General features: G+C 66.6%; 22 protein-coding genes and 2 tRNA genes. 6 read left to right on the plus strand and 18 right to left on the minus strand.

Translation table 11 applies throughout. From position 1 onward, the window contains the following. Nucleotides 1-34: 34 nt before the first annotated feature. The 7 genes from MSG_RS17200 to MSG_RS17230 form a co-directional block, all read right to left on the minus strand. Nucleotides 35-1,987 (minus strand): 2-oxoacid:acceptor oxidoreductase subunit alpha, encoded by a 1,953-nt coding sequence (locus tag MSG_RS17200; protein WP_096444628.1) that lies wholly within the window; start codon nucleotides 1,985-1,987, stop codon nucleotides 35-37. Nucleotides 1,988-2,217: 230 nt separating this feature from the next. Continuing rightward, complete coding sequence (locus tag MSG_RS17205; RefSeq protein ID WP_096441437.1) at nucleotides 2,218-3,480, minus strand: MFS transporter; 1,263 nt, start codon at nucleotides 3,478-3,480, stop codon at nucleotides 2,218-2,220. 41 nt (nucleotides 3,481-3,521) lie between these two features. Next, the gene (gene clpX / locus MSG_RS17210; protein WP_096441439.1) at nucleotides 3,522-4,802 is read right to left on the minus strand and encodes an ATP-dependent Clp protease ATP-binding subunit ClpX; all 1,281 of its coding nucleotides are present in this window, start codon (nucleotides 4,800-4,802) and stop codon (nucleotides 3,522-3,524) included. 410 nt (nucleotides 4,803-5,212) lie between these two features. Further along, on the minus strand, nucleotides 5,213-5,848 hold the full coding sequence (clpP2, locus tag MSG_RS17215; protein WP_096441441.1) for an ATP-dependent CLP protease proteolytic subunit ClpP2: 636 nt from the start codon (nucleotides 5,846-5,848) through the stop codon (nucleotides 5,213-5,215). After that, complete coding sequence (locus MSG_RS17220; protein ID WP_096441443.1) at nucleotides 5,845-6,435, minus strand: ATP-dependent Clp protease proteolytic subunit; 591 nt, start codon at nucleotides 6,433-6,435, stop codon at nucleotides 5,845-5,847. Before MSG_RS17220 ends, clpP2 begins: the two co-directional genes overlap by 4 nt. Nucleotides 6,436-6,561: 126 nt before the next feature. After that, complete coding sequence (tig, locus tag MSG_RS17225) at nucleotides 6,562-7,974, minus strand: trigger factor (RefSeq protein ID WP_096441445.1); 1,413 nt, start codon at nucleotides 7,972-7,974, stop codon at nucleotides 6,562-6,564. 63 nt (nucleotides 7,975-8,037) lie between these two features. Then, a tRNA-Pro gene (locus MSG_RS17230) sits at nucleotides 8,038-8,114 on the minus strand. Between the two features lie 156 nt (nucleotides 8,115-8,270). On the opposite strand from MSG_RS17230, the gene MSG_RS17235 reads away from it, so the two are divergent. Continuing rightward, nucleotides 8,271-8,341, plus strand: a tRNA-Gly gene (locus tag MSG_RS17235). A 30-nt stretch (nucleotides 8,342-8,371) separates the two neighbouring features. After that, nucleotides 8,372-9,562, plus strand: coding sequence for a serine hydrolase domain-containing protein (locus MSG_RS17240; RefSeq protein ID WP_096441447.1), 1,191 nt, complete (start codon nucleotides 8,372-8,374; stop codon nucleotides 9,560-9,562). 416 nt (nucleotides 9,563-9,978) lie between these two features. Here the strand turns inward: MSG_RS17240 and MSG_RS17245 are convergent, their stop codons facing one another. From MSG_RS17245 to MSG_RS17260, 4 genes are all read right to left on the minus strand, one after another. After that, nucleotides 9,979-10,254, minus strand: a complete 276-nt coding sequence (locus tag MSG_RS17245) for a hypothetical protein (RefSeq protein WP_170063167.1) — start codon at nucleotides 10,252-10,254, stop codon at nucleotides 9,979-9,981. 89 nt (nucleotides 10,255-10,343) lie between these two features. Then, a complete protein-coding gene (locus MSG_RS17250) occupies nucleotides 10,344-11,171 on the minus strand; it encodes an Fpg/Nei family DNA glycosylase (protein WP_096441449.1) in 828 nt (275 codons plus the stop codon). A 7-nt stretch (nucleotides 11,172-11,178) separates the two neighbouring features. After that, nucleotides 11,179-11,658 (minus strand): ribose-5-phosphate isomerase, encoded by a 480-nt coding sequence (locus MSG_RS17255; protein WP_181159165.1) that lies wholly within the window; start codon nucleotides 11,656-11,658, stop codon nucleotides 11,179-11,181. Between the two features lie 48 nt (nucleotides 11,659-11,706). Next, on the minus strand, nucleotides 11,707-12,330 hold the full coding sequence (locus MSG_RS17260) for a mycothiol-dependent nitroreductase Rv2466c family protein (protein WP_096441453.1): 624 nt from the start codon (nucleotides 12,328-12,330) through the stop codon (nucleotides 11,707-11,709). A 120-nt stretch (nucleotides 12,331-12,450) separates the two neighbouring features. Here MSG_RS17260 and pepN point away from each other — a divergent pair, with 120 nt between their 5' ends. Further along, nucleotides 12,451-15,051, plus strand: coding sequence for an aminopeptidase N (gene pepN / locus MSG_RS17265; RefSeq protein WP_096441455.1), 2,601 nt, complete (start codon nucleotides 12,451-12,453; stop codon nucleotides 15,049-15,051). An 8-nt stretch (nucleotides 15,052-15,059) separates the two neighbouring features. On the opposite strand, the gene MSG_RS17270 is transcribed toward pepN, so the two are convergent. The 4 genes from MSG_RS17270 to MSG_RS17285 all read right to left on the minus strand — a co-directional run bounded on the left by MSG_RS17270 (nucleotide 15,060) and on the right by MSG_RS17285 (nucleotide 17,140). Further along, nucleotides 15,060-15,662, minus strand: a complete 603-nt coding sequence (locus MSG_RS17270; RefSeq protein ID WP_162899249.1) for a cysteine peptidase family C39 domain-containing protein — start codon at nucleotides 15,660-15,662, stop codon at nucleotides 15,060-15,062. Nucleotides 15,663-15,722: 60 nt separating this feature from the next. Continuing rightward, on the minus strand, nucleotides 15,723-16,190 hold the full coding sequence (locus tag MSG_RS17275) for a DUF5130 family protein (RefSeq protein ID WP_096441459.1): 468 nt from the start codon (nucleotides 16,188-16,190) through the stop codon (nucleotides 15,723-15,725). Beyond that, a complete protein-coding gene (ctaJ, locus tag MSG_RS17280) occupies nucleotides 16,177-16,401 on the minus strand; it encodes an aa3-type cytochrome oxidase subunit CtaJ (RefSeq protein WP_096444630.1) in 225 nt (74 codons plus the stop codon). Before ctaJ ends, MSG_RS17275 begins: the two co-directional genes overlap by 14 nt. A gap of 67 nt (nucleotides 16,402-16,468) precedes the next feature. Continuing rightward, nucleotides 16,469-17,140: an HNH endonuclease gene (locus MSG_RS17285; protein ID WP_096441461.1), complete on the minus strand. Its 672-nt coding sequence runs from the start codon at nucleotides 17,138-17,140 to the stop codon at nucleotides 16,469-16,471. Nucleotides 17,141-17,305: 165 nt separating this feature from the next. On the opposite strand from MSG_RS17285, the gene MSG_RS17290 reads away from it, so the two are divergent. From MSG_RS17290 to MSG_RS17300, 3 genes are read left to right on the plus strand one after another with little or no spacing between them, the layout of a single operon-like run. Then, a complete protein-coding gene (locus tag MSG_RS17290) occupies nucleotides 17,306-17,701 on the plus strand; it encodes a globin (protein ID WP_096441463.1) in 396 nt (131 codons plus the stop codon). Nucleotides 17,702-17,727: 26 nt separating this feature from the next. Continuing rightward, entirely contained in the window at nucleotides 17,728-19,293 is a 1,566-nt protein-coding gene (locus tag MSG_RS17295; protein ID WP_096441465.1) for a glycoside hydrolase family 13 protein, read from the plus strand. 51 nt (nucleotides 19,294-19,344) lie between these two features. Beyond that, nucleotides 19,345-20,382, plus strand: coding sequence for an FAD/NAD(P)-binding protein (locus MSG_RS17300; protein ID WP_096441467.1), 1,038 nt, complete (start codon nucleotides 19,345-19,347; stop codon nucleotides 20,380-20,382). 45 nt (nucleotides 20,383-20,427) lie between these two features. Here the strand turns inward: MSG_RS17300 and MSG_RS17305 are convergent, their stop codons facing one another. Genes MSG_RS17305 through MSG_RS17315 form a run of 3 tightly spaced genes read right to left on the minus strand, consistent with a single transcriptional unit; the run spans nucleotide 20,428 to nucleotide 26,347 of the window. Continuing rightward, on the minus strand, nucleotides 20,428-21,105 hold the full coding sequence (locus MSG_RS17305) for a hypothetical protein (protein WP_373421144.1): 678 nt from the start codon (nucleotides 21,103-21,105) through the stop codon (nucleotides 20,428-20,430). Further along, nucleotides 21,090-21,506, minus strand: a complete 417-nt coding sequence (locus MSG_RS17310) for an acyl-CoA thioesterase (RefSeq protein ID WP_096441469.1) — start codon at nucleotides 21,504-21,506, stop codon at nucleotides 21,090-21,092. The genes MSG_RS17305 and MSG_RS17310 overlap by 16 nt, the downstream gene beginning before the upstream one ends. Further along, nucleotides 21,503-26,347, minus strand: coding sequence for an NAD-glutamate dehydrogenase (locus MSG_RS17315; RefSeq protein WP_096441471.1), 4,845 nt, complete (start codon nucleotides 26,345-26,347; stop codon nucleotides 21,503-21,505). Before MSG_RS17315 ends, MSG_RS17310 begins: the two co-directional genes overlap by 4 nt. Between the last annotated feature and the right edge of the window lie 3 nt (nucleotides 26,348-26,350).

A 26,350-nucleotide genomic window follows, 5' to 3' on the forward strand; every position in this document is an offset into this window, starting at 1 on the left:
CTCATTGCTTCGCTCTGCATCGTCACTGCGCGCGTCATGCGTTAGCTCCCGCTCCCACCGTCGCTGCCGCCATTCTGGCGACCATGGTCTTGTCTTGTTCAATTTCCGCCAAAGTTCCGGCCAGGGCGGCGCGGATGACCCGGCCCACCTCGTCAGCCAGGAAGGCAAGCCCCTGAACCTTGGTAACCGACTGCACGTCCACCAGGTATTTTCCGCGCAGCAGCAGCGCCAGCTGGCCCAGGTTCATCTCCGGGCACACCACCTTGGGGTAGCGGCGCAGCACATCGCCCAGGTTGGCGGGGAACGGGCTCAGGTGTCGAAGGTGGGCGTGTGCGACCTTGACGCCCTTTCGCCGGGCGCGCCGGCAGGCCTCTCCGATGGGCCCGTACGAGCTGCCCCATCCGATCAGCAGCAACTCCGCGTCGCCGGTCGGGTCGTCGACTTCCAGGTCGGGAACCTCGATGCCGTCTATCTTGGCCTGGCGCAACCGGACCATCAGGTCGTGGTTGACCGGCTCGTAGGAGATGGCTCCCGAACCGTTCGCGGCCTCCAGGCCGCCGATGCGGTGCTCCAGGCCGGGTGTGCCCGGGATGGCGAATTGGCGCGCCAGCGTTTCCGGGTCGCGAGCATACGGCTGGAAAGGCTCGTCGGGCCTGGCGAAGGTGTGCTTGATGGGCTGCAGGGAACCGACATCCGGAATGCGCCACGGCTCAGAGCCGTTGGCGATCGCGCCGTCGGACAGCAGGATCACCGGCGTGTGGTACGACACCGCGATGCGCACCGCCTCCATGGCGGTCTCGAAGCAGTCGGACGGCGACCGCGGCGCCAGCACCGCCACCGGCGACTCCCCGTTGCGGCCGAACAGCGCCTGCAGTAGGTCGGCCTGCTCAGTTTTGGTGGGCAGACCGGTCGACGGGCCGCCTCGCTGCACATCGACGATCAGCAGCGGCAGTTCGGTCATCACGCCGAGCCCGATCGCTTCGGACTTCAGCGAGATACCCGGCCCGGACGTCGTAGTGACACCCAGCGCGCCGCCGTACGAGGCGCCCAGCGCGGCGCAAATGCCGCCGATCTCGTCCTCGGCCTGGAAGGTGATGACGTTGAAGTTCTTGTGCTTGGACAGCTCGTGCAAGATGTCCGACGCCGGCGTGATCGGGTAACTGCCGAGCACGACCTGCAGATCGGCGAGCTGACCGGCCGCGACGATCCCGTAGGCCAGGGCGGTGTTGCCGGAGATCTGACGGTATTCACCGGCCGGCAGGGTCGCCCGGGTGACCTCGTAGGTGGTGCCGAACGCTTCGGTCGTCTCGCCGTAGTTCCAGCCCGCCTTGAGCGCGAGAACGTTGGCCTCGGCGACATCGGGCTTGCGGAGGAACTTCTCGCGAATGAAGTTCTCGCTGGTTTGAATGGGGCGCCCGTACATCCAGGACAACAGGCCCAGCGCAAACATGTTCTTGGCGCGCTGACCGTCTTTCTTGGTTGCACCGATCGATTCGACGGCCCCGAGGGTCAGCGTGGTCATCGCGACGGAGTGCACGACGTACTCGGCCAGCTCGTCGGTCTCCAGCGGGTTGGTGACGTAGCCGACCTTCGTCAGGTTGCGTTTGGTGAATTCGTCGGAATTCGCGATCACCATTCCGCCGCGGGGCAAGTCGTCGATGTTTGCCTTCAGCGCGGCGGGGTTCATGGCGACCAGCACGTCGGGCCGGTCGCCGGCAGTCAGGATGTCGTAGTCGGCGATCTGAATCTGGAAGGACGAGACGCCGGGCAGGGTTCCTGCCGGGGCGCGAATCTCGGCGGGATAGTTCGGTTGCGTCGCCAGGTCGTTGCCGAAAAGCGCTGCCTCCGAGGTGAACCGGTCACCGGTCAACTGCATGCCATCGCCGGAGTCTCCGGCGAATCGGATGACGACTTGTTCCAGGCGTTGACGGTTCGACGAACCGATCGTATGAGAATCCGACCCGGCTCCACTGCCGTTCGATTCCACGTCTCCGCCTTCCATTTGTTAACCTGACAGCGCTCTGCGAGGCTTCAGGTTACGCGCCGCCAAAGGGATTCCCGCGCTCACACGAGTGCATGAAACTGGTAGTACCAATTATGGCACTGGTTTTCGGGTCGGACGGACGTTTCTGGTTGCTTACGCTTACCAATATCTTAGGCAAAATCCATAGTCAGCGAGCTCCTACTGGCGAGTACGTGACAAAACTGTGGTTTTGATCACGTAGTCGTCGGCGGCTCTCGCGCCGCTCTGTCCGCCACCCTCCGATGTCCTGTTTTTCCGGGTGCCGTTTCGGGCATCCCGAGCAAATACAGCACGAAGCCGGCCACGGCCAGGACGCCCAGTGCCAGGAACGCCGCGTTGTAGCCCGCCGCGACGACGATCGCGCCGGCGACGTAGTTCGACACCGCGGCGCCGGTACCCGTGGCGGCGGTGACCGCTCCCAGGCTGACGTTGAATCGGCCGGTCCCGTGCGTGACGTCCTGCACGACGAGGGGAAACAGCGCGCCGAAAATACCCGCCCCCACCCCGTCCAGCAACTGGACGCCGACGAGCCAATACGGGTTGCCGGAGAGCGTGTACAGCAGGCCGCGGGCGGCCAGGACCGCGAAGCCGAACAAAAAGATCGGCTTTCGTCCCCAGGAATCGGCCTTGGCTCCGGCGAGGTAGGCCACCGGCACCATCACCAGTTGCGCGGCGACGATGCACACGGCCATCAGGGCGGTCCCCACATCCTTGTTGTGCAGCGCCAGCAGTTGGCCGACCAGCGGCAGCATCGCGGCGTTGGCAAAGTGAAACGCGACGACCGCCGCGGCGAAGATCATCAACCTGCGGTTGTGCCACAGCACGCTCAGCCGCGACGGCGCGAGGTGGGGTTCGCCGGCGGCGTGGTCCATCCCGCGGGCCACGTCGTGGTCAATGGCGTCGCCCGGGATGCGCAGGGTCGCAACCACACTGGCGGCCGCCATCACCGCCAGCACCCAGAACACCACCACGGGCCCGAAGAAGTAAGCCAGCCCACCGGTGATTGCAGCCGCCGAGGCGTTTCCCGCGTGGTTGAACGACTCGTTGCGCCCAATCCGTCGTGAGAAGCGCTTGGCCCCGACGATGCCCAGGGTGATCGCGGCCAGTGCGGGCGCGAAGACCGAGCCCGCGATTCCGGTTAGGGCTTGCAACACCGAGATCGACAGGAATCCGGGGAACACCGGCATGGCCAGCGACCCGGCGGTGATGGTCAACGCGCCGGCGATGATCAGGGCCCGCTTCGCCGTTGTCCGGTCGACGAGGGCCCCCACCGGCGCCTGGGCCATGATCGCGCCGACCCCGCCGAGGGCCATGACGAAACCGATCGACTCTTGATCCCAGCGGTGTGCCAGCAGCAGATAGATCGACAGGTACGGGCCCAGCCCGTCGCGCACGTCGGCAAGCAGGAAGTTCAGTAGATCCAGGCCGCGCGCCAAGCGCGCAGGGACGGCATCGATGCTGTCAGTGCGCGTGCTCGACTGCCCGGGTCGCTAGGGGATTAGGCGCTCTTGTCGCGACGCTCGGTGCGCGACGGCTTGCGCGGCACGATCGTCGGCAACACGTTGTCCTGCACGGTCTCCTTGGTCACGACCACCTTGGCGACATCGTCGCGGCTCGGGATGTCGTACATCACCGGCAGCAGGACCTCTTCCATGATGGCGCGCAGACCGCGGGCGCCGGTGCCCCGGTGGATGGCCTGATCGGCGATCGCTTCCAGGGCGTCGTCGGTGAACTCCAACTCCACGCCGTCCATTTCGAACAGCCGGGTGTACTGCTTCACCAGCGCGTTCTTCGGCTCGGACAAGATCTTGACCAACGACTCCATGTCGAGGTTGGTGACGGAGGCGACAACCGGCAAACGACCGATGAACTCGGGGATCAGACCGAACTTGATCAGGTCCTCGGGCATGACTTCGGCGAAGTGGTCGGTGGTGTCGATCTCGGCCTTGGAGCGGACTTCCGCGCCGAAGCCCAGCCCGCGCTTGCCAACGCGCTCGTAGATGATCTTCTCCAGGCCGGCGAACGCCCCCGCCACGATGAACAACACGTTGGTGGTATCGATCTGGATGAACTCCTGGTGCGGGTGCTTGCGGCCGCCCTGCGGGGGCACCGATGCCTGGGTGCCCTCGAGGATCTTCAGCAGGGCCTGCTGCACGCCCTCGCCTGAGACGTCGCGTGTTATCGACGGGTTCTCGCTCTTGCGGGCGATCTTGTCGACCTCGTCGATGTAGATGATGCCGGTCTCGGCGCGCTTGACGTCGTAGTCGGCGGCCTGGATCAGCTTGAGCAGGATGTTCTCGACGTCCTCACCGACGTAACCGGCCTCGGTCAATGCGGTGGCGTCGGCGATGGCGAACGGCACGTTGAGCATCTTGGCCAGCGTCTGGGCCAGGTAGGTCTTGCCGCAACCGGTGGGGCCGAGCATCAGAATGTTGGACTTGGTCAGCTCGACCGGCTCGCACCGGGAGTCGCGCCCCTTCTCGCCGGCCTGAATCCGCTTGTAGTGGTTGTAGACGGCGACGGCCAGCGTCCGCTTGGCGCTGTCCTGCCCGATCACATACCCCTCGAGGAACTCCCGGATCTCAGCGGGCTTGGGCAGTTCGTCGAGCTTGACGTCGTCGGCGTCGGCGAGCTCCTCTTCGATGATCTCGTTGCAGAGGTCGATGCACTCATCGCAGATGTAGACACCCGGGCCCGCAATAAGTTTCTTGACTTGCTTTTGGCTCTTCCCGCAGAACGAGCACTTCAGCAGATCACCGCCGTCTCCTATGCGCGCCATGGTGCCTCAGTGCCTACTTCCCTGTCCGCCGTACGCCTTTACGTGTCGCATGTATTCCACCGACGCTACCCGCTGGATCGTTCCCGCCGCGACCGTTAGGGCCGAATCGCGTCGGTGGTATTCATGCCTGTCCGAAAACATATCGCCCGACAACCCCCCGCAGCGGCTGAGACGCGCTTTCCGTGTCTTTGGCGTGTCGCGCCTGTAACCTCACCGAGCTACCCACGCCGTGCGGCACGGTTGCCAAGCCACCACCCTACAGTGGCTTGGGCGGGATCGGCCGCAGGAATTTCCTGGACCGATCGGCGAGTTTGCTGACGAATGCCTCGGCGGCCGCGGGCCCGCGAGCGTAGCCGTGCTGCGATTTTCGGCCCGGATTTCCGCGGTGTGCTTACGCTCGCGGCAAACGGCTAAGCGGTCTGCGCGGACAGCTTCCGGTACTCGAGGACGGTGTCGATGATCCCGTAGTCCTTGGCCTCTTCGGCGGTCAGGATCTTGTCGCGGTCCGTGTCCTTGCGAATGACCGCGGCGTCTTTGTTGGTGTGCCGGGCCAGCGTGGTCTCCATCAAAGTGCGCATCCGCTCGATCTCGGCGGCCTGGATCTCCAGGTCGGAGAATTGGCCCTGGATCACACCCTGCAGCGACGGCTGGTGGATCAGCACCCGCGCGTTCGGCAGCGCCATCCGCTTACCCGGCGTCCCGGCAGCGAGCAGCACGGCCGCCGCCGAGGCGGCCTGGCCCAGGCACACGGTCTGGATGTCGGCCCGCACGTATTGCATGGTGTCGTAGATTGCCATCAACGAGGTGAATCCGCCGCCGGGCGAGTTGATGTACATGGTGATGTCGCGGTCCGGGTCCAGCGACTCGAGCACCAGCAGCTGAGCCATGATGTCGTTCGCCGAGGCGTCGTCGACCTGCACGCCGAGGAAGATGATGCGCTCCTCGAACAGCTTGTTGTACGGGTTGGACTCCTTGACGCCGAAGCTGGAGTGTTCGATGAACGACGGGAGGATGTAGCGCGCCTGAGGTTGGGTTTCGGGGTTCATCGTGCTTCTCCATTGGTGATGTGGGCGGCGCGGGTGATGATGTGGTCGACGAAGCCGTACTCCAGGGCCTCCTGGGCGGTGAACCAGCGGTCGCGGTCCGAGTCGGCTTCGATGCGCTCGATCGACTGGCCGGTGAACTCCGCGTTGAGCCGGAACATCTCCTTCTTGATGACGTGGAACTGCTCGGCCTGGATGGCGATGTCGGCCGCGCTGCCCGTCACCCCGCCCAACGGCTGGTGCATGAGGATCCGGGCATGCGGCAGCGCGTAGCGCTTGCCCTTGGTGCCCGCCGCCAGCAGGAACTCGCCCATCGAGGCGGCCATGCCCATCGCGTAGGTGGCGATGTCGCACGGTGCCAGCACCATCGTGTCGTAGATCGCCATCCCGGCGCTGATCGATCCGCCCGGGGAGTTGATGTAGAGGTTGATGTCCTTGTCGCCGTCCTCGGCGGCGAGCAGCAGAATCTGCGCGCACAACCGGTTGGCGACCTCGTCATTCACCTCCGAACCCAGGAAGATGATGCGCTCGGAGAGCAAGCGCTCATAGACCGAGTCCGTGAGGTTCAGCCCCACCGAGTTCGAACGCATGTCAGTCACGACCGGGTTACCTGCTTTCTCAAATCTGTTTGAACCGACACTAACCAACCGGGCCCGCCGTTTCGCGCCCACGCACCCCCGAAACGGGCACGTTCGCTCACAGCGTCAAGTTCCCCGTCACTTCTCGGCGTCGGCGTCGGCGGATTGGACATCGGACTCGCCGTCGTCCGCGGCGCCTTCGTCGTCGGTCTCCGCCTCGTCGGCTTTGCCGCGCTGCGGGAAGAATTCGGTGGTGTCGATGACGTTTCCGGCGGTGTCCTTGACGGTCGCCGCCGCGACCACCGCGCCGATGGCCAGCCCGCGGCGCACGTCGGCGAACATGGCCGGCAACTGGTTGTTCTCCTGCAGATAGCCGAACAGCTGCTGCGGCTCGAGACCGTACTGCTGCGAGGTCGCGACCAGCCGCTCGGTCAGGTCCTCCTGGCCGACCTGGACCTCGAGGTCGTCGGCCAGCGCGTCCAGCAGCAGTTGCCGACGGACGTCACCCTCCGCGGCGGCTCGGGTCTCGGCCTCGAAGTCCTCGCGCGACTTGCCTTGGCCGGCAAGCACTTCTTCCAGCTTGGCGTCGTCATGGTTGAGGCCGTGCAGCGCGCCGTGCAGGGCGCTGTCGTACTGTGCCTGGACGATGGCCTCCGGGACCGGCACCTCGACCTGTTCGAGCAACGCCTCCAGCGCGGCTTCGCGGATCTGCTCAGCCTGCTGGGCCCGCTTGAACTGGCCGACCCGCTCGCGCAGGTCGCTGCGCAACTCGTCAATGGTGTCGAATTCGCTTGCCAATTGCGCGAATTCGTCATCGGGCTCGGGAAGTTCGCGGTGCTTGATCGACTTGACGGTGACCGTCGCCTGCGCGTCCTTGCCCGCGTGCTCGCCGGCGGCCAGCTTCGCGGTGAACTCCTTGGATTCGTCCACGGACAGCCCGACGAGCGCGTCATCCAGACCGTCGATCAGCCGGCCCGACCCGACCTCGTGCGACAGGCCTTCGGCGGAGGCGTTGGGCACCGGCTCGCCGTCGACGGTGGCGGACAGGTCGATCGAGACGAAGTCGCCCTCGGCCACTGGGCGGTCCACGTCGCTCAGGCTGCCGAACCGGGAGCGCAGCGCCTGCAGCTCGGACTCGACGTCCTCGTCGGTGACCTCGACCGGCTCCACCGACACCTGCAGCGCGCTCAGGTCGGGAAGGTCGATCTTGGGACGGACGTCGACCTCGGCGGTGAACGCCAATTCCTCGCCGTACTCCTTCTTGGTCACCTCGATCTCGGGTCGGCCAATCGGCTGGACCGCGGACTCGGCGACGGCCTGGCCGTACCGGGCGGGCAGTGCCTCGTTGACGACCTGGTCGAGCAGCGCTTCGCGGCCGAACCGGGCCTCCAGCAACTTCACCGGCGCCTTACCGGGCCGGAAGCCGGGCAGCCGGACCTGCTGGGCCAGCTCCTTGTAGGCCCGCTGAAAATCAGGTTCGAGTTCGGTGAACGGCACCTCCACGTTGATGCGCACCCGGGTGGGGCTCAACTGCTCGACGCTGCTCTTCACGGGTGTACTCCTTGGTGGTCGTTCTTGACGATCTGCGGCCAGGTGCCGGCCGGGTTGCGGCGCTGGTCGGGGTGACAGGATTTGAACCTGCGGCCTTCCGCTCCCAAAGCGGATGCGCTACCAAGCTGCGCTACACCCCGCACTGACCTCGCGATCCTACGGCTTTTGCTCACCTGGTCGGCCACCGGCTTGGCTGGAACCTCGCCGGACCGCACAGACCTCACGATGCGGCAACAGATTCGTGTCGATTAGATTTGATCTTCGTCGCCAGATACAGTCTCGCTCGACTAATACATGCGGGCGTAGCTCAATGGTAGAGCCCTAGTCTTCCAAACTAGCTACGCGGGTTCGATTCCCGTCGCCCGCTCGGGCTGAGTAGTGCTCGAAGAGAGGCGCCATGAGCGATCCGAAAGCGGACGTGGCGATCCATGGCTCGTGCACGCCGGGGTTTGCCGGGGTGCGCGACGCATTCGAGCGCAATTTCACCCGCGGGCTGGAGTGCGGCGCGGCCGTCGCGGCCTGGGTGAACGGCGACCTGGTCGTTAACCTCTGGGGCGGCTGGGCCGACGAGGCACACACCCGGCCCTGGCGGCAGGACACCCTGACCACGGTGTTGTCCGGCACCAAGGGCCTGTCGGCCACCTGCATGCACCAGCTGGCCGATCGCGGTGCAGTGGACCTGCAGGCGCCGGTGCGCCACTACTGGCCCGAATTCGGCAACGCGGGCAAACACGACATCACATTGGCGATGGTGATGGGTCACCGTTCCGGCGTCATCGGGCCGCGTACCCCGATGAGCTGGCAGCAGGTCACCGATTGGGACTTCGTCTGCGACCAACTGGTCGCCGCGGAACCGTGGTGGGAGCCCGGCACCGCGCAGGGCTATCACATGACGACCTTCGGCTTCATCCTCGGCGAGGTCTTTCGCCGTGTCACCGGGCGGACGATCGGCCACTACCTGCGGACCGAGATCGCCGAACCCCTCGGCGCCGATGTGCATATTGGCCTGTCCGCCGCCGATCAGCTCCGTTGCGCCCAGCGGGTGAACAAGCCGCACATGCGCGACCTGCTGATCCACATCCCCAGCGAGCCGACCAGCCTTTCCGACCATCCGAAGGCCGGCCTGGCGGTCTCCATGGGATTCGCCCCGGACGACGAGGTCAGCTCCTACGACCTGGACCTGTGGCGCCGGCTCGAGTTCCCCGGCACCAACGGGCAGGTGTCCGCGCTGGGATTGGCCACCTTCTACAACGCGCTCGCTCAGGAGAAGCTGCTCAGCCCCAAACACATGGACCTGGTCCGGGAATGCCAGGGCGGCCTGGAAACCGACCTGGTGCTCGGGCCCCGGGTGGCCGACCACGGCTGGGGCCTGGGATACATGCTCAACCAGCGTCGAGTCAACGGACCCAACCCGCGGATCTTCGGTCACGGCGGCCTCGGCGGGTCCTTCGGCTTCGTCGACCTGGAACACCGGATCGGCTACGCCTACGTGTCGAACCACTTCGATGCCACCAAGGCCAACGCCGACCCGCGCAGCCTGGCACTCAGCAACGAGATCTACGCCGCGCTGGGTGTCGCCGTCGACTAGCGCCGGTTTCGGCGAAAACGCGCCGGCGCGCTGTTCTGCAGCGGCGTGATGGAATCAGTGCGGTACGACGATGGGTGGCGGGGGTGGCGGCGGCTGCTCCCAAGGTCGGGGCGCCTCGGGATCGCCCATACGCAGGTCATGGCAGCTGGCCCAGTCCCAGTTGCTGCCCCAGGACGGGTCCCAATACTCGCCCGGGCACCAAAGCGGGAAGGGTCCGGATAGCGCTCGAGCGTCCGAGGCGACACCAACGCCGGCCACACCCAACAAGGCGGATCCGGCGAGAATCGTTGCAGCAAGGCCTGGAATAGCTTTCACGAGCCACTTCCTCATCCATCCGACCGGGAAACTATAAGCGTCCAGACGCCGAAATGCGCCCCGCATTCGCGAGGCGCCTTTCGGTCGATCGGTTCAATGGATCAGGGGTGCCACCCGGGAGGCGGCGGCGGCCCCCAGCCGGGAGGCGGCGGTCCGCCATGGCCCCAGCCCGGAGGCGGCGGCGGTCCGCCACGCCAGTCGTGGCAGCTGTTCCAGTCCCAGTTGTTCCCCCAGCCCGGGTCCCAGAGCTCCCCCGGGCACCACTGCGGGAAAGGTCCCGGCTGCGCTTGGACGTCGGCTGCGACGCCCACCCCCGCCAGGCCCAACAGCGCGGCCCCGGCGAAAAACGTTGCGGCAAAACGCGGAATGTCGTTCACGAGCCGGTTCTTACCCGGGGCGGCAGAAAGGTAAACTGTAGACGCCAGCGTTTCTTGCTGTCAGTTTCCTGTCAATCCGGGCGGGCGGTTCAGCTCTGACAAGTTGGGCACCAGAACACATTTCGGCCCTCCAGCACGGCCGTTCGGATCGGTCCCCCGTTCACCCGGCAGGGCTCGCCGGCGCGCCGGTACACGTAGGTGCGGGGCCGTTCGGCCGCATACGACGGCGCCCCGTGGTCGTGCTCGGGCCGCACCACGTAGATCTTGCCGCGACGCAACCCGACCTTCATCAACGCCACCAGATCGGCCCACGCCTCGTCGAAATCCGACCGGCTGACGTCTCGTCCGGAACGAAACGGATCGATGCCGTGGCGGAACAACAACTCGCTGCGGTAGACGTTGCCCACCCCGGCCATGACAGTCTGGTCCATCAGCAGTGCTCCAATTGGCCTGCGGGACTTAGCAATTCGATTCCAGGCCCAAGACGGATCGGCATCGCTGCGCAGCGGGTCGGGGCCCAGCCTGGCCACCACTTCGCTCACCCGAGCCTCGTCGATCACCTCGCACACCGTCGGGCCGCGCAGGTCGGTGCCGTATTCGGCACCGAGCATGCGCATGCGCACCTGCCCGACCGCCTCGGGCAGCACCACCACGCCGGCGGCGGCGGACGGAACTTGCCATTCGGTGAAAGTGCCGTAGAGGCCGAGATGCACGTGCACGATCGGGCCCCCAGCGTCCGGGCCGTAGTGGTGAAACAGGTGCTTGCCCCAAACGCTGGTGCGCTTGAGCACCTGGCCGTCGACCACCGCGGCCTCGCTCGCGAAGCGGCCCTGCGGGCTGGACACCGCGACGGGGGCGCCGCCGAACCGGCGCTGGTGCAGCCGGGCCAGCCGGTGCAGGGTATGGCCTTCGGGCAACGCAGCCCTAGGCCTGGGCGCCGGGCACCGGCGGCGCCTGGTGGGTGCGTTCGTACTCGGCGAGAATGTCGATACGCCGTTGGTGGCGCTCGGCTTTCGACCACGGCGTGCTGAGGAACGCGTCGACGAACGAGAGCGCCTCGTCCACGGTGTGCATGCGGCCACCGATGCCGATCAGCTGTGCGTTGTTGTGCTGACGGGCCAGCGACGCGGTCTCGACGCTCCATGCCAGCGCGCACCGGGCACCGGGCACCTTGTTCGCCGCGATCTGCTCACCGTTGCCCGACCCGCCCAGCACGATGCCCAGGCTCTCGGGGTCGGCCACCGTGCGGGTCGCGGCATCGATGCAAAACGCCGGGTAGTCGTCCTCGGCGTCGTAGGTGAAGGCACCGCAGTCGATCGGTTCGTGCCCGGTCTTCTCGAGGTGCTCGATGATCTGTTGTTTGAGCTCGAATCCAGCGTGGTCAGAACCGAGGTAGACGCGCATGCCCGACATACTCCCCCGCCGGATCCGGCTCGCGCAACGCGGGACCGACTAGTCGAATTCGGGCTTCTCGTGACGGGTTCGCTTGAGCTCGAAGAAATGCGGATAGGCGGCGAAGGTCACCGAGGCGTCCCAGAGCTTGCCGGCCTCCTCGCCCCGCGGAATCCGCGACAGCACCGGGCCGAAGAACGCCACGCCGTTGACGTGAATGGTCGGCGTACCGACATCGTCACCGACCGCGTCCATGCCGGCGTGATGGCTCTTGCGCAACGCCTCGTCGTAGGCGTCACTGGTTGCGGCGTCGGCCAGCTCGGCGGGCAGACCGACCTCGTCGAGCGCCAGCTTGATGACGTCTTCGAGCTCCTTGTTGCCCTGGTTGTGAATCAGGGTGCCCATCGCCGTGTACAGCGGTGCCAGCACCTCGGCCCCGTGCGCCTGCTCGGCGGCGATCGCCACGCGCACCGGCCCCCAGGCCCGCTTCAGGTTCTCGCGGTACTGCTCGGGCAGGTCTTCACGGTTCTCGTTGAGCACCGCCAGGCTCATCACGTGGAAGTTCACGTCGATGTCGCGAACCTTCTCCACCTCGAGGATCCAGCGGGACGTGATCCATGCCCAGGGGCACAGCGGGTCGAACCAGAAATCGGCTTGGTCTTTCGCGGGGGCCTGCTCGGGCATGGCGAAATCCTCTCCTTCGAGGGGTGACGGACGGTCAAAAGCACCGCCTTGCACAACCGTAATCGTCGGCCCGCTGTTCCCGTTCTGCAGGCCCAGCAGCCGACGCTTTAAGTTGGACGGGTGGCCCTCCCTAACCTCACCCGAGACCAGGCCGTCGAACGCGCGGCCCTGATCACCGTCGACAGCTACCAAATCAGCCTCGATCTGACCGACGGCGTCTCCGGCGGGCCCGGCGAGCGAACCTTCCGCTCCACCACCACCGTGGTGTTCGACGCGCTGGCCGGCGCCGACAGTGTGATCGACCTCGCCGCCGCAACGGTGCACACCGCCACCCTCAACGGCCGCGAGCTCGACGTGTCCGGATACGACGAATCGATCGGCATCGCCCTGCCCGGACTGGCCGACCGCAACGTGCTCGTCGTCGACGCCGACTGCCGCTACTCCAACACCGGCGAGGGACTGCACCGCTTCCTCGACCCGGTGGACGACGAGGTGTACCTGTATTCGCAATTCGAAACCGCCGACGCCAAGCGCATGTTCGCCTGCTTCGACCAGCCGGACCTGAAGGCCACATTCGGCCTGCGGGTGATCGCTCCCGCGCACTGGAAGGTGATCTCCAACGGCGCCGCGGTGGCGGTCTCGCAGCAGGACGGGGTGGGCGTGCACACCTTCGCCGTCACGCCGCGGATGAGCACCTATTTGGTGGCCCTGATCGCCGGCCCCTACGCCCACTGGGAGGACAGCTACACCGACGAACACGGCGAGATACCGCTGGGCATCTACTGCCGGTCCTCGCTGGCGCAACACATGGACGCCGAGCGGTTGTTCACGCAGACCAAGCAGGGCTTCGGCTTCTACCACAAGAATTTTGGCCTGCCCTACGCGTTCGGCAAGTACGACCAACTGTTCGTTCCCGAATTCAACGCGGGCGCAATGGAAAACGCCGGGGCGGTGACGTTCCTCGAGGACTATGTGTTCCGCAGCAAGGTCACCCGGGCGTCCTACGAGCGACGGGCCGAGACGGTGCTGCACGAGATGGCGCACATGTGGTTCGGCGACCTGGTCACCATGACGTGGTGGGACGACTTGTGGCTGAACGAGTCGTTCGCGACGTTCGCCTCGGTGCTATGCCAAAGCGAGGCAACCGAATTCACCGAGGCATGGACGACGTTCGCCACCGTAGAGAAGTCATGGGCCTACCGCCAGGACCAGTTGCCGTCGACGCATCCCATCGCCGCCGACATCCCCGACCTGGCCGCGGTCGAGGTGAACTTCGACGGGATCACCTACGCCAAGGGCGCCTCGGTGCTCAAGCAGCTGGTGGCCTACGTCGGCCTCGAGCACTTCCTGGCCGGCCTGCGCGATTACTTCCGCACGCACGCCTACGGCAACGCCACCTTCGACGATCTGCTGGCCGCGCTGGAGACGGCGTCGGGGCGCGACCTGTCGGATTGGGGCCGGCAATGGCTGAAAACCACGGGGCTCAACGGGCTGCGGCCCGATTTCGACGTCGACGACGAGGGCAGGTTCACCCGCTTCGTCGTGCAGCAGAGCGGCGCCGAGCCCGGCGCAGGCGAGACACGGGTGCACCGGCTGGCGATCGGGATCTACGACGACGACCCGTCCGGATCCGGCAAGCTGGTGCGGGTCCACCGCACCGAACTCGACGTCGATGGCCCGGCCACCGAAGTGCCTGCGCTGGTTGGGGTTTCGCGCGGCAAGCTGATCCTGGTCAACGATGATGACCTCACCTATTGTTCGCTGCGGCTGGACCCCGAGTCGCTGCAGACCGCGCTGGCGCGCATCGCCGACATCACCGAACCGCTGCCGCGCACCCTGGTGTGGTCGGCGGCGTGGGAGATGACCCGCGACGCCGAACTGCGGGCCCGCGACTTCGTGGCACTGGTGGCGGGCGGCGGGCACGCCGAAACCGAAGTCGCGGTGCTGCAGCGGCTGCTGCTGCAGGCCCAGACGGCGGTGGGCTCCTACGCCGAACCGGTCTGGGCCCGCGAAGAAGGCTGGCCGCAATTCGCCGACCGGCTGCTGGAGCTGGCGCGCGACGCGGAGCCCGGATCGGATCATCAGCTGGCCTTCGTCAACGCGCTGTGCTCGTCGGTGCTGTCCGCCCGGCACGTCGCCACACTGGCCGACCTGCTCGACCGCGACCCCGCTGACGTCGGTCTGCCGGGCCTGGACGTCGACACCGATCTGCGCTGGCGCATCGTGACAGCGCTGGCCACCGCCGGCGACATCGACGCCGACGGGCCCGAGACACCCTTCATCGACGCCGAGGTGCGGCGCGACCCGACTGCGGCCGGTAAGCGCCACGGCGCGCAGGCCGCCGCGGCGCGGCCGCAGCTGGAGGTCAAAAAGGAGGCGTGGAAGACCGTCGTCGAGGACGACACGCTGCCCAACATCGTCGGGCGCTCGCTCATCGCGGGCATCGCCGCGCCCGGGCAGGGCGAGCTGCTGGCGCCGTTGGCGGCGCGCTACTTCGAGGCCATCGCCGGGGTTTGGGAGCGGCGTTCCAGCGAGGTCGCCCAGACGGTGGTGATCGGGCTTTATCCGCACTGGGACATCAGCGACGAGGGCGTCGCCGCCGCCGACCGGTTCCTGGCCGACCCCGAGGTGCCGCCGGCGCTGCGTCGACTGGTGCTGGAAGGCCAAGCGGGAGTCAAGCGTTCGCTGCGGGCGCGCCGGTTCGACGCGGGTCAGCAGTAGCCGCGGCGTTACTGGACGGTTTCTGAGGTCACCGTCATCTCGAAGTCGTCGGCGCTCCAGGCCGACATGAATTGCGGGATGGGCACCTGCAAGTCGCGGCCGTTTTCGACGCCGCTGTCATTGAGATGCGCGACCCTGTTGGTGGCGTCTATTCCGGTCACCACGATCTCGTGGTCGTCCTTGCCCGGCGGCGAACCGTCCCGCAGCGTCTTGGCATGAACGCCGACCATTACGGCGTGTCCCGAGCCGAGGATGCCCTCCAGCTTGGTGAGCGCGGCGTCGTTCTGGGCGTCGCTGGAGATCGTGGAGTGGATGCCGTAGTGCAGCAGCAGCGGCGGCAGATCGCGGGTGATGACGCCACGGCCGTTTTCGTCTTCGTAGACCGTGCGCCCGTCACCACGGACGCTGGGTGTGTTCTTCGCGAGGTCGATGACCTCTTGCTCGCTAGGCATGTGGCCGGTGACCTGGCCGACCACACTGGCCACCGACACCAGCGCACAGTTGTTGTCGTATGACTGGTACTCCCAGTACAGGGCGGCCTTGGCCGGGTCCCCGTACATCCCGGGGTCGGCCAGCGCTGGCGCCGCGCCGACGAGCGCGACCAGGAGCACGAAACCCAGGATCGCCAAGACACGGCCCGCGTGTGCGAGCCGTGTCCGTACGCCGTTCATCTAGGCCGGCGAGATGCCGTCACTGAGCACGTTGATCGCGTTGACCAGGCCCTCGACCAGTTGCCCTTGCTCGAATGCGGCCGCCGCGGCGGCCACCCCTTGCGGTGCCGCCGCCTCGGCGCCGCGGCCGCGGACCTGCGCACCGTAGACCACCTCGATGACGCTCTGGTCGGGCGAAACGGCGAGCAGCACGGCGTTATTCGGCGTAGGCACCTTGGCCAGGATCTCGCGGGCACGCGCCGCGGTGTCGCCACCCAGATCGCCGAGGTACACCGCGAACCGGGTCATCGACTTGCGCGAGCCGTACTTCAGCGCGTCGTCGATCGCGACGAGGTCGTTGTTCGAGAACGGGTAGTGCACCGACAGCTCGCCGGGCTCGGTGACCCCGGACACCCGCCCGCTGGTGGTGATCACGAAACCCCTGGGCAGGTCGACAGGCTCGACCGTCGCTACCTCACCATGTGCCACTAGCGCCACCTCCGACTGAGAACTCCGTGCTGTGATGGCCATGGGGCCGGTCGACCACCTCGTCGGTGGCGGCCCACAGGATCGGTGGGTGTGTCCACGGCTCGGACAACTTGTAGCTCGCCGGGTGCGGTCCCTTGCGCGCGTAGATCGGCACCGCCAGCACGATGACCAGCAACACCGGGATGCCGACCGTCAAGAGGTGAATCTGAATCTCGTTCACGACGCAAACCGTATCCCACCGGGGTGGTCACTGGCGCGCCCGGACACGAGATTGGCGATCAGGCCGCGCCTTCGCCGAGATAGCGCACCCAGGCCGGATCCATTTCCTTGACCGTGGACAGCAGTCGCCAGTGCTGCCCGGTCGGCGGAACGGGTGCGCGCCGCAGCGCCCAGCCGAGTTCGGAGAGCAGTTTGTCGCCCTTGCGGTGGTTGCACGTCGAACAGCACGCCACGCAGTTTTCCCAGGAGTGGTCCCCACCGCGGCTGCGCGGCACGACGTGGTCGACGGTGTCGGCCTTGGCCCCACAGTAGGCGCAGGAGAACCGGTCGCGGTGCATCAGGGCGGCGCGGGTCATCGGAACCCGGGCGCGGTACGGAACGCGGACGTAGGACCGCAGCTGGATCACCGACGGCACGGTGATCGACGTGGTCGCCGCGTGGATGATCGGCCCGCCCGGGTCGGCGTGCACCACGTCGGCCTTACCGCAGATCACCATCACGATCGCCCGCCGCATCGGCAGCGCGGTCAGTGGCTCGTAGGTGGAGTTCAGCAGCAGCACTCGGCGGCGGCTCCAGATCGAGGCGCTGTCGTGCCGGTTGGGTGGATGAGTTTCGACGCCCGGGGCGGGGCGGTGGGAAGCACTGTGCAGGCATGACACGGTTGGGGGCCCGGTTAACCCTGCCGCGACCACAGAACTGCGGTGGCTGCGGCGTCTCTTGCCCTGCGCCATAGATCCTCCGCGGATAGTCCACCATGATTCGCCGCTAATCGCACGCCTATTGCCGGCGCGTGCCGTGTCCATTGCCGGTGCGTGCCGTGTCCAGTGGGTGAACAGCGGGGGCGATCGGGGCCTGGTGGAAGTTGCTGCGCAACGCATGCACCACAATGGAGGGCGATGGATTCTGAGCAACAATCGTTCTACGACGCTGTCGGTGGTGCCGAGACTTTCCACGCGATCGTGTCCCGGTTTTATGAACAGGTCCCCGAGGACGAGATCCTGCGCGAGCTGTATCCCCTCGACGACCTGGCGGGCGCCGAGGACCGGCTGCGCATGTTCCTCGAGCAGTACTGGGGCGGTCCGCGCACCTACTCTGACCAGCGCGGTCACCCCCGGCTGCGGATGCGCCACGCGCCCTTCCGGATCACCCCGATCGAGCGCGACGCGTGGCTGCGATGCATGCACACCGCGGTCGCGTCCATCGACTCACGGACACTCGACGATGAGCACCGCCGCGAGTTGCTCAACTATCTGGAAATGGCGGCGCACTCCCTGGTCAATTCGTCCCTGTGAGAGCCGAGCAAACCGAACGGAGCAGCATGAGCCCCGCAGCATGGTGGTCGAACGCGGTCTTCTACCAGATTTATCCGCGATCGTTCGCGGACAGTAACGGCGACGGCGTCGGCGACATCGACGGGATCGTCGCCCACCTGGACCACCTGGTACGGCTGGGCATCGATGCGATCTGGCTCAGCCCGGTCACCGTCTCGCCGATGGCCGACCACGGTTACGACGTCGCCGACCCCCGGGACATCGACCCGCTGTTCGGCGGGATGGCCGCGATCGAGCGGCTGATCACCGCGGCGCACGAGCGGGACATCAAGATCACCATGGACGTGGTGCCCAACCACACCAGCTCGGCGCACCCGTGGTTCCAGACCGCGCTCGCGGCCGGCCCGGGTACCGACGCCAGGGAGCGCTACCACTTCCGCGACGGCAAGGGGCCCAACGGCGAGCTGCCGCCGAACAACTGGACATCGGTCTTCGGCGGATCGGCCTGGACGCGGGTGGTCGAGCCCGACGGCAATCCGGGCCAGTACTACTTGCACCTCTTCGACGCCGAGCAACCGGACCTGAACTGGGACAACCCCGAGGTCTTCGATGACTTCGAGACGTCGCTGCGGTTCTGGCTGGACCGCGGCGTGGACGGCTTCCGCATCGACGTCGCGCACGGCATGGCCAAGCCGCCCGGCCTGCCCGACGCGAAGGAAATCGTCAAGGTGTTGTCGCACACCGACGACGACCCGCGGTTCAACAATCCCGCCGTGCACGACATCCATCGCAAAGTCCGCAAGATCGTCGACGAGTATTCCGGCGCGGTGACCATCGGCGAGGTGTGGGTGATGGACAACCTGCTGTGGGCGGAGTACCTGCGGCCCGACGAACTGCACCTCGGCTTCAATTTCCGGTTGACCAAGGTCGGCTTCGACGCCGCCCAGGTCCACGACGCCGTCGAGAATTCGCTTGCGGCCACCGCGATCTATGACGCCGTTCCGACCTGGACGCTGTCCAACCACGACATTGACCGCGAGGTGACCCGCTACGGCGGCGGCGAGATCGGGCTGCGCCGGGCGCGGGCGATGGTGATGGCGATGCTCGCCCTGCCGGGCACGGTGTTCATCTACAACGGCGAGGAGCTCGGGCTGCCCGACGTGCTGGACCTGCCCGAGGAGGTGTTGCAGGACCCGACCTGGGAACGGTCCGGACGCACCGAGCGGGGCCGCGACAAGGTCCGGGTGCCGCTGCCGTGGTCGGGCGACGCTCCCCCGTTCGGCTTCTCCAGTTCGGCCGACACCTGGTTGCCGATGCCGGCCGATTGGGCGCCGCTGACGGTGGAGAAGCAGGAGGCCGATCCCTCCTCGACGCTGGCCTACTTCCGCGATGTCATCCGATTGCGCAGGGAGCGAGCCGAATTCGACGGCGCCGCGCTCACGTGGCTGACCGTGTCGCCCGACGTGGTGGTGTTCCGGCGACCCGGCGGCCTGGTGTGCGCGCTCAACTCCGGCACGGGTCCGGTCACGTTGCCGGCCGGCAACGTGATCTTCACCAGCGCACCGCTGGTAGACGGTCAGCTGGCGCCGGACAGCGCGGCCTGGCTGGTGTAGCCGGCGGTCGCCGGCTACGCACTTTCGAGGTTCGTGCTCTATACCTAATGCATGCCGACTTACGCGTGGACAGTTATCGGGGCCGGGCCCGCCGGAATTGCCGCGGTGGGACGGCTGCTCGATCACGGGATCTCGCCGGCGAAGATCGCATGGATCGACCCCGCGTTCGCGGTGGGCGACCTCGGCGGGAAATGGCGGCCGATTTCAAGTAACACCATCGCCGCGACATTCCTGAGTTTCCTCAACGCCTCCTCGGCGTTCCGCTTCTCCGAGGCGCCGCCCACGCCGCTGCAAGAGGTCGATCCCCGGGAAACGTGTGCGCTGGCCCTGGTCGCCGAGCCGTTGGTCTGGGTCACCGAACAACTGCGCGAACAGGTGCACATTTTTCAGACGACGGCGACGTCGCTGTCGCTACGGCAGCGGCGGTGGACGATCGAAACGGCGCTCGATGACGTCCGCTCCGAAAATGTCGTCCTCGCCGTGGGCGCCGTCCCCAAGAGACTTCACCATCCCCATCTCAAAGAGATCCCCGTCGAAGTGGCGCTGGATCCCGAGAAACTGGCCGCGGAGCGACTCGACGGCGCGACGGTCGCGGTCTTCGGCTCGTCGCACTCGTCGATGATCGCGTTGCCGCACCTGCTGCGACACCCCGTCGAGAAAGTGGTCAACTTTTATCGCAGCCCGCTCAGGTACGCCGTGTATCTAGACGACTGGATCCTGTTCGACGACACCGGCCTCAAGGGGCGAGCGGCCGAATGGGCCCGGGAGAATATTGATGGTCAGTATCCGGAGAAACTCGACAGATACTGGGTGTCCGGGCCCGAATTCGAACAAAAACTCGCCGCCTGCGATCACGTTGTTTACACGGTCGGATTCGAACGGCGAAAATTGCCGGAGACACCGCAGTGGGGACAACTGGACTACAACCAGCAAAACGGGATCATCGCCCCCGGCCTGTTCGGTCTGGGCATCGCCTTTCCCGAACATGCGAAAGATCCGTACGGGTTTGGCCAATACCGGGTGGGCCTGAAGAAGTTCATGGACTACCTGGATTCGATTCTGCCGCTGTGGTTGCGCTACGGCCCGTGAGCGGGTGCGCGCAGCCCCGATAAACTCGCCCTGGCCTAAAGGCGGTCAGCGCAACACCAGCGCGGGATCGCCGCGGCGGCGGTACACCGAGCCGAACCGGGCATCCAGGCGCAGCCACGTGGGCATGATCCGGACCCGGATGATTTCGTCCTCGCCGACCGCTTGCGGTGACTGCGGCAGGAAACCCATTGCGGTCAAAGCGAACACACACCGCATCGGAAGCCCCACGCTGGTGTCGGCCGAGCTGACCTGGATGACCTCCTGATCGAGCAGCGACGCCGGCGGGCCGTGAGAGCTGCTGTGCTCCTTGGCAAGTCGCGCGCCGCGCTGCGCCAGGTCCAGCATCACGTGGGCCGGCACATCGTCGAGATGGGTGAAGCCGGATTCCGGCGGCAACGCACTGCGCCATGCCGAGTCCATCGCGAAGCCGGGATCGACATAGCCCGAGTCGTCCATCGCGGCAAGGCCCTGAGCCAATCCGTCGGCGCTCACCGTGATGTCGCCCGGCCGCACCTTGCCCACCACTACCCTGCTGGCGAGCACATCGAAACCCGTTGCCATCCAGGCGGTCAACATCCCGGACGAGCGGGTCCGCAGCCGGATGACGGCAACCTCGTCGAGCCGCTTGGCGCGGTCGACGAACGCGGCCAGGTCGCCACGATGGGCGTCCAGCGATGCCGGGCCCAGCCACAAGCCGCGGTCTGCCGCTATTCCCGAAGCCACCGCTGCAAGTATTCCCGGTGATGTGGCGTCAACCGCACCAGCCGTTGCTCGTGGATGTGCACCGCGGCCAGCTGTGACTCGGCGGTGACGGCCGGCTTGGACTGCGGATCGGCACCGACCGAACGCACCTCGTAGCCGAGCGTGAAGTCCACCGTCCGCAGCTGCTTGGTCCACACCGTCACCTGCAGTGGCGAATCGACCAACTTCAGTTGCGCCTTGTAGGTGACCCGGACGTCGGCGATCAGCAGCCCGATCTCCAGGATGTCGATCTCGAAGGCGGGCTTGAGGAACGGGACCCGCGCCTCTTCCAGGATCGTGACCATGGTGGCGTGGTTGACATGCTGGTACATGTCGATGTCCGACCAGCGCACCGGCACCGGGGCGACGAAACCGACGGTCACCCGGACGACCCACGTCCGCTAGTGCGGGTCATGCGCCGGATCTGCCGCGCGGCCACCGACAGCGTCGCGAGGTCCTTGGCGCCGCTGGCGTAGATCTCGTCGAGGGTGCGGCGAGCGCGGTCCACCCGGGAGGCGCTGATGTGTTCCCATTCGGCGATCTTTTCTTCCCCACTTTCGTCAGGCTCCCCGACCGCCAGCACGTCGAAACACAATGAGCGCAGCGAGGAGTAGATGTCGTCGCGAATGGCCAAGCGCGCCAGCGAATGCCAGCGGTCGTAGCGAGGCAGCTCGGATATCGAGGTCAGCAGGCCGTCGGTACCCAGCCGATCCATCAGCGCGAAATATGTGTCGGCGACGTCGGCGGTCTCGACCTCGGTGATGTCGGCGATCTCGATGATGTCGAGCAGGCTGAAACGGTACAGCCCGGCCGCCACCAGGTAGGCCAGGTCCGTCGGCGCGCCCGCCGCGGCGAATTCTGCGGCCTCCTGCTCGACGATCGCCTTGTCGTCGCCACGCAGCCATTCCGACATCCGCGGGGTCAGTGCTTTGACTTTGGCGGCGAACCGGTTGATTTCGGCCCCGACCGCCAGTGGCTGCGGGCGGTAGTTGAGTAGCCACCGTCCGGCGCGGTCGATCAGCCGCCGGGTGTCCAGGGTCATCCGGTCGGACAGTTCCACCGGGATGTCCGCGGCCCGGATCCGGCGCCAAATCTCGCCGACGCCGAAGATGGCGTCGGTAGCGACGTAGGTGCGGACCGCGTCGAGCGGCCCGACTCCGACGTCCTCGGTGATCCGGAAGGCATAGCTGATCCCGCCGGTGTCCACCAGATCGTTGATCAGCATCGTCGCGACGATCTCGCGGCGCAGCTGGTGCGTGCGGATCTCCGGGGTGAACCGCTCGCGCAGCGGCGTCGGGAAATACTGCGGCAGCCGGGACGCGAACACGTCCTGCTCGGCCATTTCGGTGGTCAGCATCTCCTCTTTGAGGGTCAGCTTCACATGCGCCATCAACGTCGAAAGCTCCGGCGAGGTGAGCCCGATCCCGATCTCGGTCCGCCGCTGAATTTCCTTCTCGGACGGCAGCGCCTCCAGTTCGCGGTTGAGCCCGCGTCCCTCCAGGTACTTGATCTGCAACGCGTGCACCGGGAGCAGGCTGGCCGCGTTGGCCCGGCTGGTGCCGATCAGATCGTTCTGATCCTGGTTGTCGGTCAGCACCAAGCGCGCGACCTCGGCGGTCATCGACTCGAGCAGCGCAGTGCGCTCCTCGGGCTTGACCTTGCCCGCGGTAACCAGCCTGTCGATCAGGATCTTGATGTTGACCTCGTGGTCCGAGCAGTCCACACCGGCGGAGTTGTCCATCGCGTCGGTGTTGATCCGCCCGCCCGACAGATCGAACTCGACGCGGCCCAGCGCCGTGACCCCGAGATTGCCACCTTCGCCGATCACCTTGGCGCGCAACTGGTTTGCGTTGACTCGCACCGGGTCGTTGGCGCGGTCGCCGACGTTGGCGTCGGATTCCGTTTCCGCCTTGATGTAGGTGCCGATGCCGCCGTTGAACAACAGGTCCACCGGCGCCAGCAGGATCGCCTTGATCAGGTTGGGCGGCGCCATCTCGTCGACGTCTTCGTCGATGCCCAGTGCCCGGCGCACCTGCGGGCTGATCGGGATGGCCTTCTGCTCGCGGCTGTACACCCCGCCGCCCTCGCTGATCAGCGACTTGTCGTAGTCGTCCCAGCTGGAGCGCGGCAGGTCGAACATCCGTTGACGTTCCACCCAGGACGACGCGGCGTCGGGCTCGGGGTCGAGGAAGACGTGCCGGTGATCGAACGCGGCGATCAACCGGATGTGTTTGCTCAGCAGCATGGCGTTGCCGAACACGTCACCGCTCATGTCGCCGATGCCGACGACGGTGAAGTCCTCGCTCTGGGTGTCCACGCCCATCTCCCGGAAGTGCCGCTTGACGGCCTCCCACGCGCCCTTGGCGGTGATGCCCATGGCCTTGTGGTCGTAGCCGACCGACCCGCCGGAGGCGAACGCGTCGCCCAGCCAGAAGCCGTAGGACTTGGCGACGTCGTTGGCGATGTCGGAGAAGGTCGCGGTGCCCTTGTCGGCGGCTACCACCAGATACGCGTCGTCTCCGTCGCGGCGGATGACTTCCGTTGGCGCACTGACCTTTCCGGTTGCGTGGTCGACGTTGTCGGTGACGTCCAGCAGGCCGGAGATGAAGAGCTGGTAGCAGGCGACGCCCTCGGCCCGGTTGGCGTCGCGGTCGACGGCGGGGTCTCCGGTGGGCAACGGCGGGCGCTTGAGGACGAAGCCGCCCTTGGCGCCGACCGGCACGATGACGGCGTTCTTCACCGCCTGCGCCTTGACCAGGCCCAGGATCTCGGTGCGGAAGTCGTCGCGACGGTCCGACCACCGCAGACCGCCACGCGCCACCGGCCCGAACCTCAGGTGCACGCCCTCGACACGCGGGGAGTACACGAAGATCTCGTATTTCGGTCGCGGCAGCGGCAGTTCGTCGACCAGCTGCGCGTCCAGCTTGATCGACAACACATTGCGGACCCGGGCCGAGCCTTCGCGTGTCACAAAGTAATTGGTCCGCAGCGTGGCCTGCACCAGGGACGCGAAGGCCCGCAGAATCCGGTCGGTGTCCAGGCCTACCAGCGCGTCGATGTCCGCGGCGACCGCGGCCGCGGCGGATTGCGCGTCGCGGCTCGTCGGCGATCCCGAGGCACGCGGGTCGAAAAGCGCCTCGAACAGCAGCACCAGCGACCGTGCGGTGGACGCGTGTTCGTTGAGCACCGATTCGATGTAGGACTGGCTGTACGGAAAGTTGGCCTGCCGCAAGTACTTTGCGTAGGCGCGCAGCAGCACGACCTGATGCCAGGTGAGCCCCGCGCGCATCACCAGCTCGTTGAACCGGTCGACCTCGACGCGGCCCTGCCAGATCGCGGTGACCGCGTCGGCGAACCGCTCAGCCATCTCGTCGCGTTCGGCCTGCGTGGCAGCCAGCTTGATGGTCGGGTGCGGTTGAATCTTGAATTGATAGATCCACACCGGCAATTCGTCGGGCCGGGTGACGGTGAAAGGTCGCTCCTCGAGCACCACCACGCCCATGCTCTGCAGCATCGGCAGCAGCTGACTCAGCGAGGCGGTGCGCCCACCCAAAAACCACGTCAGCTGGGCGGATTCCTGCTCACCGCGGTCGGAGAACACCAGCTTCACCGAATCGTCGGCCAGCCGCTCGATGATCGCGATGTGCTCGAGGGCGTCGGACGGGGTGATCGCGGATTTGTACGCCTCGGAGAACGCCGCGGCGTAATGCTCGGCGACGGCCTGCGGGACCGAGCGCGTGATAGCCGCGCCGATGAGGCGGTCCGACCAAGTGCGCGCGGCCTCGCTGAGCAAGCTCTGGATCCGGATGCGGTTGGATTCCGAGATGTCGACCTGGGGCGCATCTTCGGGCAGCCGGACCATGAAATGCATCAGCGCCCAGGGCGATTCACTGACGCGGGCGGTGAATTCCAGTCGCGTACCGCCAAATTCGCGAACCAGGATGTCCTCGATCTGTAAGCGCACCGCCGTGGTGTACCGGTCGCGGGGCACGTAGACCAGGCAGGAGACGAAGTACTGCAGCCGGTCGGTGCGCAGGAACAGCAACGCCTGGCGGCGCGAGCCCAGGTCCACCACGGCCTTGGCCATCGTGAAAAGCCGTTCGGCGCTGAGCGTGAAAAGCTCGGGGCGCGGGACGGTTTGGATGACGTCGAGCAGCAGCTGACCCGGGTGGGCGGCGTCGTTGTCGGCCATCGCGAGCGCCTCGCGGACCCGCCGCGAGATCGTCGGGATCTCCAGGACGTCCTCGTTCATCGCGGCGACGGTGAAGAGCCCGACGAAGCGGTGCTCGATGACGCCGGTGTCGCCGTCGTCGGCGTATTCCCGGACCGCGATGGCGTACGGATAGGCCCCGTAACGCAGGTAGCTGCCGACGGCGGCCTGGGCGAGCACCAGCAGCTTGGTGTCGTCGGTCAGCCGGGGGCGCGAGCCCGGCCGGTTGCGCAGGACACCGAGCCCGGGCGACCCGTCGCTGACGACGTGGCCGTCGTCCACCTTGCACCGCTGGTAACCCAGTAACAGGAAGTTGCCTTGATCCAACCAGCGCAGCAGGGCCGCGACATCCTCGCGGTCGGGCGCCGCAAAGTGGTCGTCGACGTTAGCCTCGACCGCCGCGGCCAGATTGCTCAGGGCGGCGATGATGGTCGCGGCGTCGGTGGCGACCTGCCGGACATCGGTCAGCACCTTGGGCAGCAGCTCAGCGACCTCGGCCAGGGCGTGGCTGTCGACGGACGGCAACAGCTGGACGTGGATCCACGCCTCGCCTTCGTACTGCGAGGTGCCGGGTGCTTTCGGTTCGACGCTGAGCAATTCTCCGGCCGGGTTGCGGCGCACCGCGAACACCGGGTTCATGATGCCCGCGTAGCCGACCCCCAGCCGGTGCAGCAACACCATGACGGAGTCCATCAGCATGCCGCCGTGATCGGTGACGACCTGCAGCGCCGGCCCGAAACCGGCGGGATCGTCGGCCGGGTGGACGCACACGCAGTTGGAGCCCTGCGGCCGGCACTCCCCGAGCCGATAGTGCGCACTCAGCATGGCCGGCGTCACCATCATGGCGGGGATGGTCAGGTTGATGGTGCCGGTTTCGCCACCGCCCGGTTCGTCGCCGCGCGGACCTCGATAGCTTTCGACGTAGGCGTTGGTGATCCAGTCGGGGATGTCGGAGCTTCTGGTGAAGGAGGTCCACGGCGTGGTGTCCTGATTCGCTCTGGAATCGATCGTCATGCC

The sequence above is a fragment of the Mycobacterium shigaense genome (assembly GCF_002356315.1).
GTDB lineage: Bacteria > Actinomycetota > Actinomycetes > Mycobacteriales > Mycobacteriaceae > Mycobacterium > Mycobacterium shigaense.